Origin of the sequence: Anaerotardibacter muris (assembly GCF_943192915.1) — a bacterium.
GTDB classification, from domain to species: Bacteria; Actinomycetota; Coriobacteriia; order Coriobacteriales; family Eggerthellaceae; genus Anaerotardibacter; species Anaerotardibacter muris.
The window spans coordinates 307743-325786 of record NZ_CALPCD010000001.1 but is presented as its reverse complement, the minus strand read 5'-3'; the positions used below and the strand labels follow the sequence as shown (position 1 = coordinate 325786).

The 18044-nt window shown below is 55.1% G+C and carries 13 protein-coding genes; 6 read left to right on the top strand and 7 right to left on the bottom strand.

Annotated features, from left to right (window positions below):
• Positions 1 to 34: 34 nt before the first annotated feature.
• Positions 35 to 319, top strand: coding sequence for a hypothetical protein (locus NFR25_RS01205; RefSeq protein WP_251197430.1), 285 nt, complete (start codon positions 35 to 37; stop codon positions 317 to 319).
• A 24-nt stretch (positions 320 to 343) separates the two neighbouring features.
• Positions 344 to 1657: a 23S rRNA (uracil(1939)-C(5))-methyltransferase RlmD gene (gene rlmD, locus NFR25_RS01200; protein ID WP_251197429.1), complete on the top strand. Its 1314-nt coding sequence runs from the start codon at positions 344 to 346 to the stop codon at positions 1655 to 1657.
• Here rlmD and NFR25_RS01195 read toward each other — a convergent pair.
• The 3 genes from NFR25_RS01195 to NFR25_RS01185 are packed head-to-tail and all read right to left on the bottom strand — an operon-like array spanning position 1650 to position 8739.
• On the bottom strand, positions 1650 to 2369 hold the full coding sequence (locus NFR25_RS01195) for a class B sortase (RefSeq protein ID WP_251197428.1): 720 nt from the start codon (positions 2367 to 2369) through the stop codon (positions 1650 to 1652). The two genes, rlmD and NFR25_RS01195, sit on opposite strands and share 8 nt — an antisense overlap.
• 23 nt (positions 2370 to 2392) lie before the next feature.
• Positions 2393 to 4960, bottom strand: coding sequence for an InlB B-repeat-containing protein (locus NFR25_RS01190; protein ID WP_251197427.1), 2568 nt, complete (start codon positions 4958 to 4960; stop codon positions 2393 to 2395).
• Positions 4957 to 8739: a VaFE repeat-containing surface-anchored protein gene (locus NFR25_RS01185; protein WP_251197426.1), complete on the bottom strand. Its 3783-nt coding sequence runs from the start codon at positions 8737 to 8739 to the stop codon at positions 4957 to 4959. Before NFR25_RS01185 ends, NFR25_RS01190 begins: the two co-directional genes overlap by 4 nt.
• 386 nt (positions 8740 to 9125) lie before the next feature.
• Here NFR25_RS01185 and NFR25_RS01180 point away from each other — a divergent pair, with 386 nt between their 5' ends.
• The gene (locus tag NFR25_RS01180; RefSeq protein WP_251197425.1) at positions 9126 to 10424 is read left to right on the top strand and encodes a glutamate-cysteine ligase family protein; all 1299 of its coding nucleotides are present in this window, start codon (positions 9126 to 9128) and stop codon (positions 10422 to 10424) included.
• A 194-nt stretch (positions 10425 to 10618) separates the two neighbouring features.
• Entirely contained in the window at positions 10619 to 11209 is a 591-nt protein-coding gene (locus tag NFR25_RS01175; protein WP_251197424.1) for a hypothetical protein, read from the top strand.
• A 274-nt stretch (positions 11210 to 11483) separates the two neighbouring features.
• Here the strand turns inward: NFR25_RS01175 and NFR25_RS01170 are convergent, their stop codons facing one another.
• From NFR25_RS01170 to NFR25_RS01160, 3 genes are all read right to left on the bottom strand, one after another.
• Positions 11484 to 12335, bottom strand: a complete 852-nt coding sequence (locus NFR25_RS01170) for an aldo/keto reductase (RefSeq protein ID WP_251197423.1) — start codon at positions 12333 to 12335, stop codon at positions 11484 to 11486.
• Between the two features lie 163 nt (positions 12336 to 12498).
• Positions 12499 to 13251, bottom strand: coding sequence for an SDR family NAD(P)-dependent oxidoreductase (locus NFR25_RS01165; RefSeq protein WP_251197422.1), 753 nt, complete (start codon positions 13249 to 13251; stop codon positions 12499 to 12501).
• A gap of 193 nt (positions 13252 to 13444) precedes the next feature.
• Positions 13445 to 14245: an SDR family NAD(P)-dependent oxidoreductase gene (locus NFR25_RS01160; RefSeq protein ID WP_251197421.1), complete on the bottom strand. Its 801-nt coding sequence runs from the start codon at positions 14243 to 14245 to the stop codon at positions 13445 to 13447.
• Positions 14246 to 14719: 474 nt separating this feature from the next.
• Here NFR25_RS01160 and NFR25_RS01155 point away from each other — a divergent pair, with 474 nt between their 5' ends.
• Together NFR25_RS01155 and NFR25_RS01150 are read left to right on the top strand one after the other, a co-directional pair.
• Positions 14720 to 15049, top strand: coding sequence for a hypothetical protein (locus tag NFR25_RS01155; RefSeq protein ID WP_251197420.1), 330 nt, complete (start codon positions 14720 to 14722; stop codon positions 15047 to 15049).
• Positions 15050 to 15207: 158 nt separating this feature from the next.
• Positions 15208 to 16869 carry an ABC1 kinase family protein gene (locus NFR25_RS01150; protein ID WP_251197419.1) on the top strand — a complete coding sequence of 554 codons (1662 nt, stop codon included), beginning with the start codon at positions 15208 to 15210 and terminating at the stop codon, positions 16867 to 16869.
• A gap of 20 nt (positions 16870 to 16889) precedes the next feature.
• Here NFR25_RS01150 and serC read toward each other — a convergent pair whose 3' ends face one another.
• Positions 16890 to 17972, bottom strand: coding sequence for a 3-phosphoserine/phosphohydroxythreonine transaminase (serC, locus tag NFR25_RS01145; protein WP_251197418.1), 1083 nt, complete (start codon positions 17970 to 17972; stop codon positions 16890 to 16892).
• Positions 17973 to 18044 lie beyond the last annotated feature (72 nt).

The following is an 18044-nucleotide window of genomic DNA, read 5'->3' as shown; positions in this document are numbered from 1 at the left end:
TAGCAGATTCGTTCAGTAGGGAAGGGGAACGACCATGAAATATCGCGCAACCATCGTTTCTCCTTTGGGCGCAGCCCCCTCTTCGAGCACCATCGAGTTCGAGAGCGAATATCGTGCTGGCACCAAGCAGAACATCCAGGATGCTCGCTACAAGATGCTCGAGCTCCATGGATCGGAAGCCATTAGCTGGACCGTTACCGATATCAAGCGCGTACCTGATTCCGAACAAGGTGTTCAAGAGCAACTCATGCTCGATTTTCGCGAACCTACCGAACAACCCAAGCGCAAACGTCGCAGCGTTAAGCGCGGCATCTCTTAGGCTTGGGCGTAGCGGGAATCCCCCATGGATCAGAAGCAAGATGAAACCGTGCGCCCATGCGTTCAGTCATGCCCTGTTGAAAAGCGCTGCGGTGCGTGTCAGCTGCTTGCGGTCCCCTATGATGAGCAGCTGAAGCTCAAGCACGATCAGATGGTCAACTTGTTCGCGGATATCACCAAGAAGGATGGCGTTGCAGTGCTGCCCTTGGTGGGTATGGATGATCCGTTCTACTATCGCAACAAGGTCATATCTCCTTATGCCCCAGGCAAACGCATCGGCCCGAAACTTTCGAATGGTCGCGATGGCGGTGCGAAGCATAGCAAGAAGCAAGGTCGTGGCCACACCAAGCAGCGAGTGCGCCACCAGACCCTCTGTGGGATGTATGAGCGGGGGACCCATCGTATCATCCCTACCGATGAATGCTTGCTTGAGAACCAGGTGGCAAAGCGCATCATCCTTGCTATCCGTGATCTGATGCCGCGTCATCGGATCGAGCCCTACAACGAAGATACGGGTAAGGGATTTTTGCGTCACGCGGTCGTGCGCGTAGGGCATCAGAGCGGAGAAGTGCTCGTTACGCTGGTGACCAACGGTGAAGATTTCCCTGGTGCGAAGAGTTTCTGTCGCGATCTGACCAAGCGCATCCCCGAGATAACCACCATCGTGCAGAACGTGAATACACGCAACACGAACGTCATCTTGGGCGATGGCAAGGAACGCACGCTCTATGGGCCTGGCTTCATCCTCGACCGCTTGTGTGGGTTGAGCTTCCGTATCTCTTCGCATTCGTTCTATCAAGTGAATGCGGTGCAGACTGAAACGCTTTACCGCAAAGCTATCGAACTTGCTGATCTGCAGGGTGACGAGCGCATCCTTGATGCCTATTGTGGCACGGGCACCATCGGTCTAGTGGCAGCGCGTGCGCTTCAAGAGAAGAACGATAAAAACGAAACGGCTGGCGTGATCGGTGTCGATAAGGTTTCCGAGGCTATAACCGATGCACGCAATAACGCAAAGCATAATGGCGTTGCGAATGCGACGTTCGTAGCTGCTGACGCAGGTGAATTCATGGTGGAACTTGCCGAACGAGGCGAGACCATAGACGTGCTATTCATGGATCCACCGCGTGCTGGTGCGAGCAAGGAATTCCTGGCCGCCACCGCAAAGCTTCGTCCTGCGCGCATCGTTTACATCTCTTGCAATCCCAAGACCCAGGCGCGCGATATCTCGTTCTTGCAAGAACGTGGCTATCGAGTTGCTGCTATTCAGCCTGTGGACATGTTTCCCCATACCGATCATGTTGAATGCATCGCCGTGCTCGAGGCAAAGCCTAAGTAGGAACGCACACCACCAGCGTTCGTTCATTGCTGAATTCATGATATGAACAGGTGCAAAAGGTGATAGCGTAATTCGGTTCCGCAGGCGCTTCCAGACCAACAGCTGCACTTGCAAAGTGTTCTTCGAACCAATCCTGGAATGCTTCTGCGCTTTCATACCGGATGGCTTTCGGAGTGTTGGCCGCGTCGATTATCTCAACGAAGCTCACGGCAAGCTTTTGCTTCACCGTGGGGCTCTGTAGATAGATGAAAGGGTGGTCGTGCGCGAAGCTCTCATTCGAGTATTCTGCGATATCGCTGAACATCGAACCATTGTCCATGTGGTGGCCATAGATGATGGCATTGAAGGCGGATACTTCGGCGCTCACGCAATCTGCATCAAGATAGGGCACTCCATATGCGCTGTAGTTTCCGTAGATATCGTGGTGCAGATAGAACGTAGGGTCCTCAGCTGAAGCACGTACCACAGGGTAGTTCACCTGGGTATCAGGGATGTTCACCCATGCGATGATGTCTGGATTCACGGATCGCCAATGGTCCCAGTCCACCTCTACGAACCCATCATCCTCTTCAGAGGAACGATCCGATACTAGGCTTGCGAACCAGTCGTCATCGGCGGGGTTCGGGGAGAGGTTCGCATTCGCATCCATCACGTAGAGCCACGTCAACAGCCCTAATGCCGTGGCGAGCAACGCCGCCCCGATCCCCAGCAACCAGCGTGATTGCCTTCGCCATCTCATAGGTCGAGTCTCGATCTGAACAACTGACGCTTTGCTTCACGCTCCTGTTTCCGCTTTCGTATGCCGAACAGGATGAAGGACACGCTCGCAACCAACAGCGCAGAGGCGACGCACACTAAGCCAAGCACTCCTGATCCTGTCTTTGCGAATGCGGATAGATCGGAGGTGCTGCTCATCTTGTTCGCTTCCAGATCAGCTTCGGCAGAGGATTCAGCGAAAGGGTCACTTGTTAGCGCACTCGTGGCATCTTCGGCTCCTGCGCCAGTCGATCGGTCGTTCTCCTTATCGGTGTTCGGGGCTTCATCGACTTGTCCGCCGTCTTCGCTGTCTGGCACATCGTCTGGATCAGCATCATCCTTAGGTTCGGGATCGCCACCGTCTTCTTCTGAGTCGTCTGGTGCAGGAATAGGATCATCTCCGTTCTTGCCATCGCTATCGCCATTCTCATTATTGCCATCATCCCCATCATCGTTTCCGTTGGCATTTCCTGTATCATCTGGCTCCCATTGGGCGTAGAGGATGAGCGTGGTGTTGTCGTCTTCAGAGAGGTTCTTCACTTCTTGCTGGTCAGCGTATGGATCGCCGCTTCCATCGCGCGCGGTGTTCCATGAAGCCCAATGCCACCCTTCGCGCTCGAAAGAGTTGGGGTAGAGGATCTCGGCGGTGCCATAGGCAAGCGACTGCGTCTCCATCGACCCTTCGCCACCATTAGCGTCGAACACTACCAAGTTACGATTCGCTATCCAAACAGCATAGAGCGTGACCACTTCGTTGGCGCGGTCGGCTAGATTCTTCACCACTTCGCGGTCAACATAGGTGGTCTCAGGCACTGAGGGGTTCGTATCCCATTTCACCCAGCGAAACCCGCTCATATGAAAGAGATTCTTCGAAAGCGCCTGCGCCTGATCGAACGTAAGTTGCTGCTCGACCATGGACCCATCAGCCCCTTGACCTTCGAATACCACGAAGTAGTCGATAGGCTGCCACTGCGCGAACAAGGTGACCTTGCCGCCATCGCTTGCGATCAAGTTCTTCACTTCCTGCAGATTCGCATAGCCTTCTCCCGACCCGTCCGATGCGGTGTTCCACCCTGCGAACAGGTACCCCACGCGTGAGAACTGATTGAGCGTAAGCGCCTGAGCTCGATCGTAGGTGAAGGATTGATCGCTCATCGCGCCTTCGCCACCATTCTGGTCGAACCCTACCACGTAGGTCTGGGGTTCCCATTGAGCGAAGAGGTCTATCACAGCCCCATCGGCGCTAGCGAGATTCTTGATGGCCTGCTTGTCAGTATAGGTACTGCCCGAACCATCCGCTTTCGTGTTCCACCCCTTGAAGGTGTAGCCAGTGCGCGTGAAGGCATTGGGTGTGAGCGAACGCGTCGCATCATAGGGCACGCTCATAGCCGCCATGGTGCCTCCGCCACCGTTCCCATTGAAGCGCACGGTGTAGTTGATGGGTGCGAACGTGGCATTGATCGAATGGTCGGTGGTCACGTTAGCGAACCCGTAAGAGGTGCGTACACCAACCGAGCTCCCATCCACTTTTACATCGGATACCTTATAGCCGGTTGAAGGCGTGATGGAGATGGTCCTGTTTCCACGCCAACCAACCGCTACGGTATCGGTCTTGCCATTGCAGGAAACGCTGCCGCCCGTCCCAGAAGAGAGCGCGATGGACTTCGCATCGAATTGGTCGAGGATGTCGGTCCAACCGCGCGTCGAGTAGTACCAGAATTCAGCACCATGCGAAAGTCGCACCACCACACCAGAATCCAGGTTCGACCCATCCATCTTCTTCGTGGCGCGATAATCGGTAGCCTCTTCGTTGTTGCGATTCTTGCCAACGTTCAGCACGTTCCCGCTTGGTATGTACATATCGCTCGAATGCCCCGATATGAACTCGATCGATTCTACCCAGCGGTCAGTGAAGTCGTTGGACCAGCCTGGTTGGTCCAGGTCGGTGAAGCGGGTCAGGAACGATCCGCTGGCGGGCGTTGATGTTCCGCGCTTGAAGAAGCTGATCTTGAGATGCTGTTCGCAACAGGTCTTCGTGCCCGTGGTCTCGGTATTGATGCCGATGGTGATGCCTGCGGTCCCATAACCGTTGCGGTCGTAGCGCTGCAGCAGAGGCACGCGCGAAAGGCTTCCGACCGAATACCAGCGGGAATCGGGCAGCCATGTTATCACCAGGTCGATGCGGTCATCATCAGCATCGAAGCCCACATCATTCCAGCGCACGCTCACAGAGGTGCCCAGGCTTTGATAGGTGTTCGCAGGAACCTGTAGCCCATAGGAATAGGTATGGACCGTATCGGGGGTGTCTTTGCTCGGGCTTGAAGCGGTGGTAACAGCTTTATCGAACGAAGGCTGTTTGGTGTAGAGATCCGCGTCCAGTACGATACCTTCTGATGAAGCGCGCGTCACATCTCCACGATGGAGCGTGGCGGCCTCGGCGGATGAGGTAAGGTTGCCCGCACTCAACGGACAGAGCGACAAGCACAGCGCAGCGCAGAGCAGCAGAACTACCGAAAGCCTTGTTCCTTTGGCCCGCGTCGCGCTCATGACCAACGACCTCTTCCGCCGAGCATGTTATAGGCGATCGCGGCGGTTATCTCTTGTGCCTTGCGGTGCTTGAACATCGCGATGATCAGAAAGGCTGCTGCGCAACCGAACAGTATGAACATGCCTATGATCCAGGGCATCACAGCCGCGCCAGTCTTAGCGAAGAATTGCGGTGTGTCCGAATAGCTTACGGGTGTGTTGGGCTGTGGGTCGTCTGGCTCGTTGGGCGTAGGTGGCTCTTCGGGTGTGACGATGGTGACGGTCTGGTGCTCATCTTCGATATTGCGATGTTCAGCAACTTCGCTCTCTTCACGCATCAGGCTCTCGAACACCACCAACTGGCAGCCTTCCTCCAGCACGCTCGCATCGAACGTGAAGCTCACATCCACCGATCCATCGCTCACTTGCGGCGTGAACGTAACGGAGCTTTGGATGACCTCGCCAGCTTCGGTGGTCAGCTCCGCGCCAGAAACGCTCCCATCTTCAGCTACGACCTTCGTCATCAGCGTGCCCGTGATGCAGTATTCCTGGCCTACCACCAGATTCGTGAAGCTCACGGTGTCTATGATCTCGGCGCCTTGATCGTTGAGCACTTCGTGGTCGCCATCTGTTGCATCGACCGCACTTGTACTGATGCGCGGTGCGACGACCGATACGGTTTGCTCGGTGTTGCCGATGTCGTTATGCTCGAGCAGTACCTCATCGCCTTCCATCAGCGTTTCGTAGACTACGATATCGTCTACGGATCGTTCGGAGAGGTTCACAGGGATGCGCACTTCGGTGGTGCCCACGGTTCCCGTGGCAGTGAAGGTGGTCAGGCCAGAAGCGCCTTCGATCAAATCGCCCATCTCTCTATCTACCAGCTCGCCCTTCAGCGTGTAGGTGTTACCTTCTTTCAGGTTGCCGTATTGGATATGGTCATTGATCACCACTTCGCCCTCTGCGCTCATCAGCTTGTCGTGGTCGACATCGTCAGTGGCTTTCGTTACCAGCCAGGGCACACTAGGGTCGTGGTTCTCGATCATGCCGAAATCGAGCTGCTGCTGGTCACGGTAGATGCTGAAAGTGGTGCTCACCAGCTCAAGACCTTCGTTGGCTTCGCAGCGTAGCTCCTCGAGCGTATAGGTGTCGAAAGGTAGCGCTCCTAGGTCGTCACGCACAGGCGTGGTGGTTCCGTTCTTGGTCAGGCCGAACCACACGCCGCATTCGCTTGAGTAGGGTTCAGTGTCGCTCTCATTGGTGCGTTCAGAATGCTTGATCCAGTTCGACGAAGTGTTCACGATGCCATTAGGGTCGCTCACGACCACATGTGACTCTCCAGTGGTTTGCGAGGTTATCTTGAACGGGATGCCTGCGAGGCGCTGCTCGTCACGTTCGCGCACCTTCACGAAGTTCAGGTCGCCGCGCTTCACGTAGTTGCGGAATGCACCTGCGAGCGTGTTCTCGTCCGCGTCGGTGAAATGCACCACCTGACCTTCGCTTTCGATGGAGAACGCCTGCGGTTCGCCGACCGAGATGTTATAACCATCGCCTGCGCTCACCTCGCGCAGCGTGTAATCGCCGAAGGGAAGTGCGTCGCGCGCAGTGGCTGCTTTGCCATCTTGCGCGATGAGGGTCGCGCACACTTCCCCTGGCTGATAGAAGATCCCACCCACGCATACCTCATGACTGCTCTCGTTGGTGATGGTGAAGCGCGTACCGTCAAGATCCGCTGCGCCCAGGGCGCTCTGCAGGCCCGATTCAGCATCGCGCTTCTCCAGCTCGATGCCGCCACGGATCACTTCTTCAGACACGATAGGGGTGTTGTAGCTCGAAACCTCTTCACTGCCATTTGCTAGCCCCGTTACGGTGCGGACCACTACGGCATCGTTGAGGTTATATCCTGCAGGAGCCTTGGTCTCGCGAATGACATAGGTGCCAATAGGCAACGTGATCTGCCCATTCGTATCGCGATAGAAATCGTCGCCTGACACCTTGCAACCGTCACCCTTGCGTAGATCGATGAAGCCATGCTCGTCAGCGACCACGACCCAGGTGCGCAGAGGCTCGATGGTGGCATGATCGCCAGCCAGGGTGGGATGGAAGGTGATGGTGAACTGTGCGCCTGCGAGCGAACTTGCGTTGCCTTGGATGTTGTTGTGCTCGCTGGAGTAGGGGTAGTCCGAATCATGCTTCGCTAACAAGAGTGGGGTGGGGTCTGATTGGGGAACCTCTTCGACCGTGCAGGTGCGCGTGGTGCCTGCCGCAACGTTCGTTTCGTGCGCTACCACATCAAGCGCATACCCTTGCGATGCTGCGATCTCTTTCACGTAATAGGTGCCTACGGGCAGTGCCTTCGATCGTGCATAACCTTGGCCATCAGTGGTCAAAGTCTGCTTCAGATCGGTACACGCTTCATCTGCGTAGATGCCGTAACGAGCACCCTCGAGCGAATAGCATCCGTTGTTCGCAGAAACATCCGCCAGCGCACTTTGCTTCTTCAGCTCGATATATCCCACCAGGTCTTCGTGTACCTGGAAGGTGCCTGTGATGCTCTGCATGGCATGACCATCGATATCGGAGCAGACGTTCAGGTAGTAGCGATAGCTCACCGTTTGCGTGTTGTAGTCGACGTTGGTCACTTCTACCCAGCCGCTGGTCACCTTAGGTTCACCTGTGCCATTGTCATCGACATTGCCTGCGCAATCGCCCCAGGCGAAGTGCATGCCGCGGATCCAGTTGTAATCGTAGGTGCCTCCGCCAGGAGTATGGACCGTTCCGCCAGGTGCTACGTGGTTCTGGTCGGCATTCACCACTTCAGGATTCACGCAGTTGTTGAAGTGCACCGCAAAGCCGTAGGTGCCGCTCTTCTCTGGCCAGCCACATGCCTGAGCCATGTTACCGCCTGGTTCGCAGGTGCGGATCAGTGCGCAATCGGCTGCTAGGGTGAAGCGCTCTCCTACAACAGGGTTAGCAGCGCTGAACAGGCTGAAGATGGGTTGGTCGGTGTTCACGGCGCTCTCGGTGTCGGGTGCGGTGGTTTGCTCTTCGCTCTCATCGCTCGCTGTGATCGCGATAGGGCCTCCCAAAGGGCTTGCGCTCAGGCTGATCGAGCCGTTCTGATAGACGTATTGGGTTAGCTCTGTGCCTCCCTGAGTGATGCGAAGATCCTTCACACGAGAAGCACGGTCTTCATCAGCGAAGAGTTTCAGATTGATGGTCTGAGTGTTTGCCGCGAACACATGCTCGAGCGTGGTGGCAGAAGCAATACCCTCGATGGTCTTGTCCACCTTCACCTCGAGCGGGATCTCTATAGCCTGGGCTTCGGCCGGAACATACCATGCCACGGTAAGATCGTCGCTCGCGTAGCACGCAGGCAGCCATATGGTGCCGTCTTCGGCGTTGTAGGTTGCCTCCGCCGTGATGTCTTGCGTGCCTTTGCCCGAAGCGCTCGTGCTGGCGTAATCTTTCATCACGCGCCAGCGTCCCGCTTCGGTTGCTACTTCCATGAGCTGTGGGTAGGCGTTCGCTCGTATCACTACGTGACCATCGTCTTCCCAAATCTCACCTGCGCAAACCGAAGAGAGCTCGCTCTCGTATTCGGCAAAGCTCGCATCACCTGAAAGCTGGTCAGGATCGACGAAGTGATAGATCACGCGGGCAGTGCGCGGTGTTTCGTCTCCCTGGGCTATGGAGGTGGGTATGCACGTGCACAGCAATATGAGCGTGAGCAGCGCAGCGAGCATTCCTCCTATCTTGGACGGGATGGTTGACGCTGGTCGAAAGCGCAAGTGAGACATGGCATCCTCTTTCTCTCGGGCAGTAACTGATGGTCAAGTGACGTGCGAGCAAAAGCGATACTGATATGCTGTGAGCTGAAGATGGTCGCGCAACAAGATGAGGGCAACGTGCTTACGGCATCAAGGGTGCAAGATGCAGCAAGCACGCTAATGAGCGCAAGCTATGCAAGATGTGGAACAAGAACGAAACGCGCGATAAGGGGTGGGGACGAGCAAAGCGAAAAGCGATGTGCCAGAATTCTTACGACTTAGTGTGCACGAACGACCTCAACCAGATTTGAAAAAAATCTGATGTAGAATTAAGAGATCACTTACATTTTTTTGAACTTTTCGGGCGTTTCGAGACATAACACGAGGTGGACCGCAAAGTGCCAGAGGAGGCAACCATGACGATCGCCGACGAAAATCGCCAGAGCTTGATCGACTATTTCAAGTCAGGTTCGAAAGAGCTCGATCGTAAGCTGGGCGTTGAGGTCGAGCATTTCATCATCGTGGAAGATGACGGCACCCCGTTCACCTATGAGCCTCAAGGTAACATCCCTGGTCTTAGAGATGTATTGAATCATCTGCTGCGCACCTATCCCGCTATGTTCCAGAATACTGAAGGGGAATTGATCGGGTGCGCGAACGAGGAAGCCTCCATTACGCTCGAGCCTTCGGCGCAGATCGAAGTGAGCATCGCGCCGTTCGAATCCATCGAAGAGATCGGTGCTGCCTACCAGCATTTTCGTGAGGCGCTCGATCCGTATCTGGCTGATCACGGTGCCAAGTTGGTGAATGCGGGCTATCATCCTACCCGCAAGGCCGAAGAGCTCAAGCTCATCCCTAAAGAGCGATATCGCCTGATGGACAAGCATTTCGCAGACTTGGGAACTTTGGGCCTGCGCATGATGCGTGCTTCGGCATCCACTCAAGTCTCTATCGACTACATCAGTGAAGATGATGCTGTTCGCAAGATGCGCGTGGCTAGCGCGCTGGCTCCTATCCTGGGTGCTATCGCGGACAACGTGGCAGTCTATGAGCGCGAAGTGGGAGCTTATCCGCTCGTGCGTTTGGCGGTATGGCGCAACGTCGATGATGCTCGTTGCGGTGTGGTACCGAGCGTCTTCGATCCCGATTTCGGCTTTGCTGCCTATGCCGACTGGTTGCTTCGTACTTCGCCTATCTTCATCAATAAGAAGAATGCCGACGGCACTACCACGCCCCAGGCTGAATCTACGCGTCCCTCGAGCGAGGTCTATGCTGATACCGCCATGACCAAGGAAGATATCGAGCATCTTATCTCGATGTTCTGGCCCGATGTGCGCTTGAAGCGCTTCGTCGAGATCCGCCCCGCTGATTCGCTGCCCCAAGAATACCTTGAGGGCTATGCCGCACTGGTGAAGGGCCTGTTCTATAGCGATGAAAGCTTGCGTGCGCTCGAGCAAGCGTTCGGCGTTGTCAAGGATGACCAAGGTAAAGACGTGTGGCCTTTGACCGAGCAAGATGTCGAAGAGGCCATCGATGCCATTCGCAAGCACGGCTACGACGCCACATTCTATGGCGACCACGCGAAAACTCTTCGCAGCTGGATAGACCTGCTCTTCTCGCTGGCGCGTAAAGCGCTGCCCGCCAACGAACGATCCTATCTTGATCCTTTGGAAAAATTCGCCCAGACCAAGAACTGGGTCCTCCCTCAAGCCTAAACTGGATACTTCGGGGACAGGCCAGGTTCGCTGGCTCAGCGCGGGAACATGAGCCGCGAAGCCACGCAGACGCCCGCCTCTTCGGCAGGGCGGAATCTATTCTTGATTTCAGAGGGTTCTCCGATGCAAGTGTTGCTACAATACTCTACGCGGTGCACCGCATCGCAATTGAGAGATATCGAGAGGAGATCCACATGGAAAAGGCTCAGGCATGGGCCCAGAAGGGCATCATCGCGCTCCTGGCTGTGTTCGTCGCTTGCTGCTGCACCTTCCTCGCAGGTTGCGCGGAAAATGCTGAAGACGCAGTACGCAAGGTCGTCACCGAGGAGTTCGACGAGGTAAAGAATGCAAGCGCTGAAGAGATCGAGCAGTTGTCAGCTGCTTCGAGCGAGTTCGCTTCGCTGAGCGCTTATGGCATCACTGCCGCAGACGCGTATGACGCGATCTTCAGCGAATTCGATTACAAGATCGACAGCATCAAGGTTGACGGCGATAAGGCTACCGTTGGTGTCGTGTTCACCACCAAGGACCTCACTACTTTCCAGAGCGCGCTGACCACGGCAGCTCAGAATGCTGTTGCAGATGGTTCTTTGGCAGAGGCTGAAGACATGAACGCAGCGATCGGTCAGCTGGTCATCGACACTATCAAGGATCTGCCCACCACCGAGACCAAGGTCATCGAATTTGACGTGGTGAAGGTTGCAGGTAACTGGGAGATGGCAAGTGATTCTGGCGAGATCCTCCAAGAGGCTCTCTTCCCCTCCAGCATCATGAACAGCCTCTAATCAGTCAAAACAACTGAGCACAACAAAAAACCCGAGCCACGCGCTCGGGTTTTTTCATGCCCTGATCGACTTCTTCAAAACCAGTGCACGCGCTTCGGCTGTTGGGTAAGGGCACAGAATTTACTTCGTATAGCCATTTAAAAAGACAGAACCCAGCTTAAGCTGGGTTCGCATAAATAAAACTGGAGAACGACCGCATGAGCCCGAAGGGCGAACAGGGTAGCGGGTAAATTATGCACCCTTACCCAACAGCCGAAGCGCCCAATAGACTTTGCTAGAAGTCGATCTCGTCCGCATCCCAAAAACGCCCTGTTGGGTTCTCTTGTTGCGTGATGATCTCCATTTCCCCTGGCGTAAGCTCGAAATCGAACACGTCAAGGTTCTGTGCCATGCGCTCGATGTTGCCCGACTTCGGCAACGGCAACATGCCCTGCTGGATGAGCCAACGCAAGCACACCTGCGCATTGCTCTTGCCATAACGCGCACCAATGGCCGCGATGCTCTCATTTGTGAGCGTCTTGCCGCGCCCGAGCGGGCTCCACGCTTCTACCACCATGCCTTGTTCAAGACTGTATTCGAGCGTTTCAGCCTGCATGCGGCCTGGATAGTATTCGATCTGGTTGACCATCGGTTCTATCTTGGCATGCTTCATAAGGCCTTCGATATGATGTGGCTTGAAGTTCGAAAGCCCGATCGCACGCACGCGGTCCGCCTGGTAAAGATCCTCGAGCGCACGCCAGGTGTCAGCATTGATCTGCTCAGCGTCAGCGCCGAACTGCTTTTCGTTCGCAGGCCAATGGATCAAGAACAGATCGATATAGGTAAGCCCCAAGCGCTCGAGCGATGCCTCGAAAGACTCCATGGTCTTGTCGTAACCGCGGTGAGTGTTCCAAACTTTCGAGGTGATGAACAGCTCTTCGCGGGACACGCCGCTGGTGGCGATGGCCTTCCCGATACCTGCTTCATTCTTGTAAATAGCGGCAGTATCGATAAGACGATATCCAACCTCGATCGCATCGAGCACCACACGGCAAGCATCTTCGTCAGACGTGTCGTACGTGCCGAATCCGATGCATGGCATGGTCACGCCATTCTTCAAAGTGAACGTATCCTGAGCGCTGGCCATATCTCTCCAATCCCCAATTTTCCGTTTCCCCCAACTATACAAGACACTCTGGGGACGGGTTCATTTTTGTCCGGGACAAAAAGGGGACAGGTTCAAATTCACCATTTGGCAATCTGAACCTGTCCCCAAACTGTCCGGGACAAAAATGAACCCGTCCCCAAGACTAGGTGCGCGAAAGACCGTCGACAGAGAGGACGTCGCCAGAAACGTAATCCGCCATATCGGAAGCCAGGAATACGAATGCGTTGCCGATGTCTTCAGGCTCACCCATGCGACCAAGCGGAATAGCCTTGATCAGCGGCTCGATGACCTCTTTGGGCAGCGCGTCCACCATATCGGTGTGGATAACGCCGGGAGCAACTGCATTCACGCGGATCTTATGCGGTGCCAGTTCACGTGCGAGCGACTTGGTCATGCCATTCACAGCGAACTTCGAGGTGGGGTAGGCGCAACCGGCAGGCTGGCCATAGATGCTCACCATGGAAGAGGTGTTGATGATCGAACCGCCCTTGCCCTGCTCGATCATGATGCGCGCAGCAGCCTGAGAACACACGAAAGTTGCCTCAACATTCAGGCGCATGACCTTCTGGAATTCATCAAGCGTATAGTCGACCAGCTTGGTGCGCGAATCGGTTCCCGCATTGTTCGCCAAGACGTCGAGCGAACCGAACGTGTCGACCACGGTATTGAAGGCGGCGGTCATCTCGTCAGGATCGGTCAGAGTAGGATGAAGACCCAAAACAGGCGCATCTGCATGCTCTTTCTTGATCTTCTCGAGGGCTGCATCAACGGTTTCCTGGCGAGAACCCAAGACGGCAACCTTCGCCCCGTGCTCGAGGAACTTCTCCACGATGCCGAAGCCGATGCCGCGGGTGCCACCCGTTACAACAGCAACTTTTCCTTCCAATAATTTCATTTCAGGCTCCTTTTCTAAAAGTTGAATGCGTAAACAGTACCATCATTTCGTCAGTGCCCTCGATGATGTAACCCGATTGAAAAGAAAGGGGACAGGTTCATTTTTGTCCTGGACAAAATTGAACCCATCCCCAAAGACAAGAAAGCCCGGGACGACTGAGGCTTGCTGCAGCCGCAGCCCAGCAGATTCGATGTTACGGGCGCAGACCCATGCCGCCTTCGAGTGTGATGGTCTCGCCGGACATGAACTTGAAGTCGGGCGAAGCCAGCTGCACGCACGGACGACCGATCTCGGTCTCGACGTTGCCGTAGTGGCCCAGCGGAGGCATGTGCACGTTAGCCTCGAATGCGTCAGGATATTCTTCCTGGAACTTCTCGAGCTGAGCGGTCCAAGCCAGCGGGCAGATAACGTTCACGTTGATGCCATCAGCACCCCATTCGTTCGCTGCAACGCGGGTCAGGCCACGAATGCCTTCCTTAGCTGCTGCGTAAGAGCACTGACCAACATTACCGAACAAACCTGCGCCAGAAGCGAAGTTGATCACGGTACCCTTGGTTTCCTTCAGGTGAGGATAGCAAGCCTGCATATAGTAGAAAGCTGCATAGAGGCCAGAATAGATCGCCAGGTCGAACTGGTCAGTGGTGTGATCCTTCAGCGGCACGCCAGAAGCGGAAGCCTGTGCGTTGTTGATCAGCACGTCGATGCGGCCAAATTCCTTCATGGTCTCGTCGATAACATGCTGAACCGTTGCTACGTTGTCGTTGCCAGCGCTGACATCAGCCTGGATAGGGAGCACCTTGATGCCGTAAAGGCGTTCGAGCTCTTCCTTCGCATCCTCGAGCTTCTGCACGTTGCGGCCCGTGATGACCAGGTTCGCACCTTCTTTCGCGTAAGCCGTTGCGATACCGTAGCCGATCGATCCGCAAGAACCATCTTTCAGCACGGCGCGTCCGCCGCCCGTGATGATCGCTGTCTTTCCTTCGAGGAAGCCCATGGCCATTCCCTCCTACTCGTTGAGTCTTATCGTTCGATCTTCCCGGTGCCAGCGTTAAGGCGCCGAAAAGAGTCATGCATAAAGAGTACAAGAACCCCTGTTACTTCGAGACGCTGACGCCATCCCGTGCGCCAGGCGGCGCGATTTTTTGCTAAGGGGTGAAGGTGAGTGGACAAAAAGGGGGCTGCCCCCAATTTGTCCCTAAGGGGCGAAGACGGACCAGAGGCGCAGAGCCTTGGCTCATTGTGAGACAAAAGGGGATCGAGCGTGGGATCGTCCGTTTCCTGTTCGCAAGCCGGCCATTTCCAAATTGGCTTTGGATCCTCTTGATCGATCTCTCCGTACCCGCTTCTCCGCACAAAAGTGACGTGCGGGTTACGGTTTGTCTAACCTCGGCGGTTGTGGGAAGCGAAGCATCTACGAGCGAGTACACTAAGGTCAATGGAAAACGGTCAACGAAGGGCGGTAAGTATCATGGCAGACATCCGTGATGGTTTTAAAGATATCTTTTTGGCAGGCGTAGGGGCATTGGCTTACGGTGGCGAAAAGGCCAACGAATTGGTGAATAACCTCATCGAGAAGGGCGAGATCACTGTCGAGCAGGGAAAGCAGCTCAATACTGAGCTCCAGCACAAGGCTAGCGAAACCTTCAACCAGGTGCGCGACGAAGCTCTTTCCGCGCAGCTCAAGGCAATGAGCCCCGAGCAGCGTGCAGAATTCGTATCGAAGGTCTCTGAACTTGCAGACAAGGTATCTGCAGATGCTGCAGCAGCTGATGCATCAGATGCGAATGCCTCTGCATAACTAACAAAGTATTCGGTTGAGCGTGTGTGTCGCTTCGATGCGGCAGACACCAAAAGGCGTATGGGTCACGATGATTCATACGCCTTTTGTTTGGTCTTGAACGCCTGCCACGGTAAAATCGAAGGTAGTGAGTGCGCAACGCGCAGAGGAGAGAGTCCATGTCCGATAACACGCTGCTACGACATTTCCTGAACACCCGTGCCGAGGTCGACCCAGCCGACGAATTCGGTCTGAGCCGCAGCGTGCGCGTGCGCCGCGTTCATGAGATAGTTCAGATCCTGCGCAGGCATAACTTCTTGCAGGGGTTTTCTCCTGAAGAGCTGCGCGATCTCTTCGAGGACCTGGGCCCCAGCTTCATCAAAGTGGGTCAGACCCTCTCCACGCGTTCCGAGATCTTGCCGCAAGCTTACTGCAAGGCGCTCTCGCAACTTCAACAAGAATGCGAGCCGATGTCGTATCAAGAGGTCCTTGAGGCGATAGAGGCTATCTATGGCGCAGATACTGGGGTCATCTTCGATGCGATCGACCCAAAGCCGTTGGGAAGCGCATCGCTCGCGCAAGTGCATAAAGCAAGACTTGCTACGGGTCAGATCGTAGCCATCAAGGTGCAGCGCCCTGGTGTGCGCGTTACCATGGCTCAGGATATCGATGTGATGCGCAGTTTGGCGCGCCGTCTTTCGCGTTACATGAAAGACTCGCAGATGGTAGACCTGCGCGATGTGGTCGAGGAATTATGGGTGACCTTCCTTGAGGAGACCGACTTTCTGAACGAAGCGCGCAATCTGGTGAGATTCAATGAGCTGAATGCCGATGTGGTCTACGTGCGTGCACCGAAGCCCTACATGGAATATTGCCGCGAAGAAGTGCTGGTGATGGAATATGTCGACGGCATTTCGATCCGCAACACCGAAAAGCTGCTCGAACAAGGCTATGTGCTTGACGAGATCGGCGACAAGATGCTCGAGAATTACGCGAAGCAGATCCTTGAAGATGGCTTCTTCCATGCCGACCCACATCCTGGCAACATCGTCATCGATGATGGGCAGATAGTCTATCTTGACCTGGGGTTGATGGGGCACTTGAATCCGCGGGATCGTACCGGATTCGAAAACATGGTGGAGGCTGTAGGGCTGCGCAGCTCCAGTCGCTTGATGGAAGCGTTCATGTCATTTTCCATCTCGCGCGACTTGGAGGCGGTCGATCAGCCGCGTTTGCTCTCCGAACTCGACATCATCCTCGATCGCTATGGCTCGGTGGAAGTAGAAGATATCGACATCGGGCAATTCCTGAACGATATCATGAATGTAACGCGCCAATCGAAGGTGCAGCTGCCACCATCAGTGACCATGGTTTCGCGTGGTATCGTGACCATGGAAGGCACACTGCTCGAATACGTGGGTTCGTTCAATATCATCGACATCATCAACAAGCACATCAAGCGCTCCAAAGAGGACTCCGATGAAGTGCGCGAATTGCTGAAAGAGCTGGTTGTTTCCCTGAACAGCGCTAGCCGTGGTGCTCTGCGTGCGGCTGAATATTCTGGCGACACCATGCAGCTGCTCTCGCGTGGTCAGCTGAAAGTGAACATGGAGATGCTCGGTTCAGCTGAGCCCATGGTGAAGATATCGCGCATCTTGAATCGTCTGACCATCGGTTTGATCGTGGCCGGCCTGCTGGTTTCGGCAGCGCTGCTCACCTTCGCCATCGATGAAGCTCACGTCTTTGGCATGCCCATCTTGGCGTTCATCGAATTCGTGGTGGCTATCATCCTGTCCCTCTGGATCGCCATCGACATCTACCGCCGCAACAAGAAGGGCTAATCCGTCTGCGCAACCGTGAGCTACTTGTGTTCGAGTTCGAACTTCTTCATGAATTCGACCAGCGCTTCAACGCCTGCCTTCGGCATAGCGTTATAGATGCTCGCGCGCATGCCGCCAACCGTACGATGGCCCTTGATGGATTCGATGCCATTCTTCTTGGCCTCAGCCACGAACAGTTCATCCAGCTTCGGATCGCCCGTGATGAAGGGAACATTCATGATGGAGCGGTCTTCGCGACGTGCGGTGCCCATGAACAGATCTGAGCTATCGAGGAAGTCATAGAGGATCGCGGCTTTTTCGCGATTCATCTGGCCCATGACCTCAAGACCACCCAGGCTCTTCAGCCATTTGAATACTTTGCCGCAGATGTAGATGCCATAAGCCGGTGGCGTGTTGTAGAGCGAATCGTTGTCTGCCTGGGTCTTCCACTTCAGCATGGTGGGGGTGCCCTCAAGGACATCGTCGCGGATCAAGTCCTTGCGGATGATGTCGATAGCCACGCCAGCAGGGCCGATGTTCTTCTGAACGCCACCATACATCACGCCGTATTTGGTGATGTCGACTGGCTCGGAAAGGAAGCAAGAAGAAACGTCCGCTACCAAGGTCTTGCCCTTGGTGTTGGGAAGTTCGTGATATTTCGTGCCATAGATGGTCTCGTTCTCGCAGATGTAGACATAATCGGCATCTGCATCGATATCCAGATCCTTGCAATCGGGGATATAGGAGAAGTTGCCGTCTTCGCTCGAGGCAATGCAGCGTGCGTCGCCGAACAGTTCAGCTTCCTTGAATGCCTTCTTCGACCAGGAACCAGAAACGATGTAGTCTGCCTTGCCGTTCACCATCAGGTTCATCGGGATGGCAGCGAACTGCTGGGAAGCGCCACCCTGCAGGAACAGTACTGCGTAATCGTCAGGAATGGAGAGCAAGTCGCGCAGGTCAGCTTCTGCAGAGGTGATGATATTCTCGAACGCCTTCGAGCGATGGCTCATCTCCATCACGGACATGCCCGTACCCTGATAATCGAGCATTTCGTCAGCTGCTTCTTTCAAGACCGCTTCGGGCAGCACTGCCGGACCAGCGGAAAAGTTGTAAACGCGTGCCATGATCACTCCTCATCAAATCTGGCTCAAATACAAAACGAGCGCGAAGCCCGTTCAAACTCGATTTCGAAATGA

Coding starts and splice junctions, on each gene's coding strand:
- NFR25_RS01205 (WP_251197430.1), top strand. CDS start 35: ATGAAATATCGCGCAACCATCGTTTCTCCTTTGGGCGCAGCCCCCTCT.
- rlmD (WP_251197429.1), top strand. CDS start 344: ATGGATCAGAAGCAAGATGAAACCGTGCGCCCATGCGTTCAGTCATGC.
- NFR25_RS01190 (WP_251197427.1), bottom strand. CDS start 4,960: ATGAGCGCGACGCGGGCCAAAGGAACAAGGCTTTCGGTAGTTCTGCTG.
- NFR25_RS01185 (WP_251197426.1), bottom strand. CDS start 8,739: ATGTCTCACTTGCGCTTTCGACCAGCGTCAACCATCCCGTCCAAGATA.
- NFR25_RS01180 (WP_251197425.1), top strand. CDS start 9,126: ATGACGATCGCCGACGAAAATCGCCAGAGCTTGATCGACTATTTCAAG.
- NFR25_RS01175 (WP_251197424.1), top strand. CDS start 10,619: ATGGAAAAGGCTCAGGCATGGGCCCAGAAGGGCATCATCGCGCTCCTG.
- NFR25_RS01170 (WP_251197423.1), bottom strand. CDS start 12,335: ATGGCCAGCGCTCAGGATACGTTCACTTTGAAGAATGGCGTGACCATG.
- NFR25_RS01165 (WP_251197422.1), bottom strand. CDS start 13,251: ATGAAATTATTGGAAGGAAAAGTTGCTGTTGTAACGGGTGGCACCCGC.
- NFR25_RS01160 (WP_251197421.1), bottom strand. CDS start 14,245: ATGGGCTTCCTCGAAGGAAAGACAGCGATCATCACGGGCGGCGGACGC.
- NFR25_RS01155 (WP_251197420.1), top strand. CDS start 14,720: ATGGCAGACATCCGTGATGGTTTTAAAGATATCTTTTTGGCAGGCGTA.
- NFR25_RS01150 (WP_251197419.1), top strand. CDS start 15,208: ATGTCCGATAACACGCTGCTACGACATTTCCTGAACACCCGTGCCGAG.
- serC (WP_251197418.1), bottom strand. CDS start 17,972: ATGGCACGCGTTTACAACTTTTCCGCTGGTCCGGCAGTGCTGCCCGAA.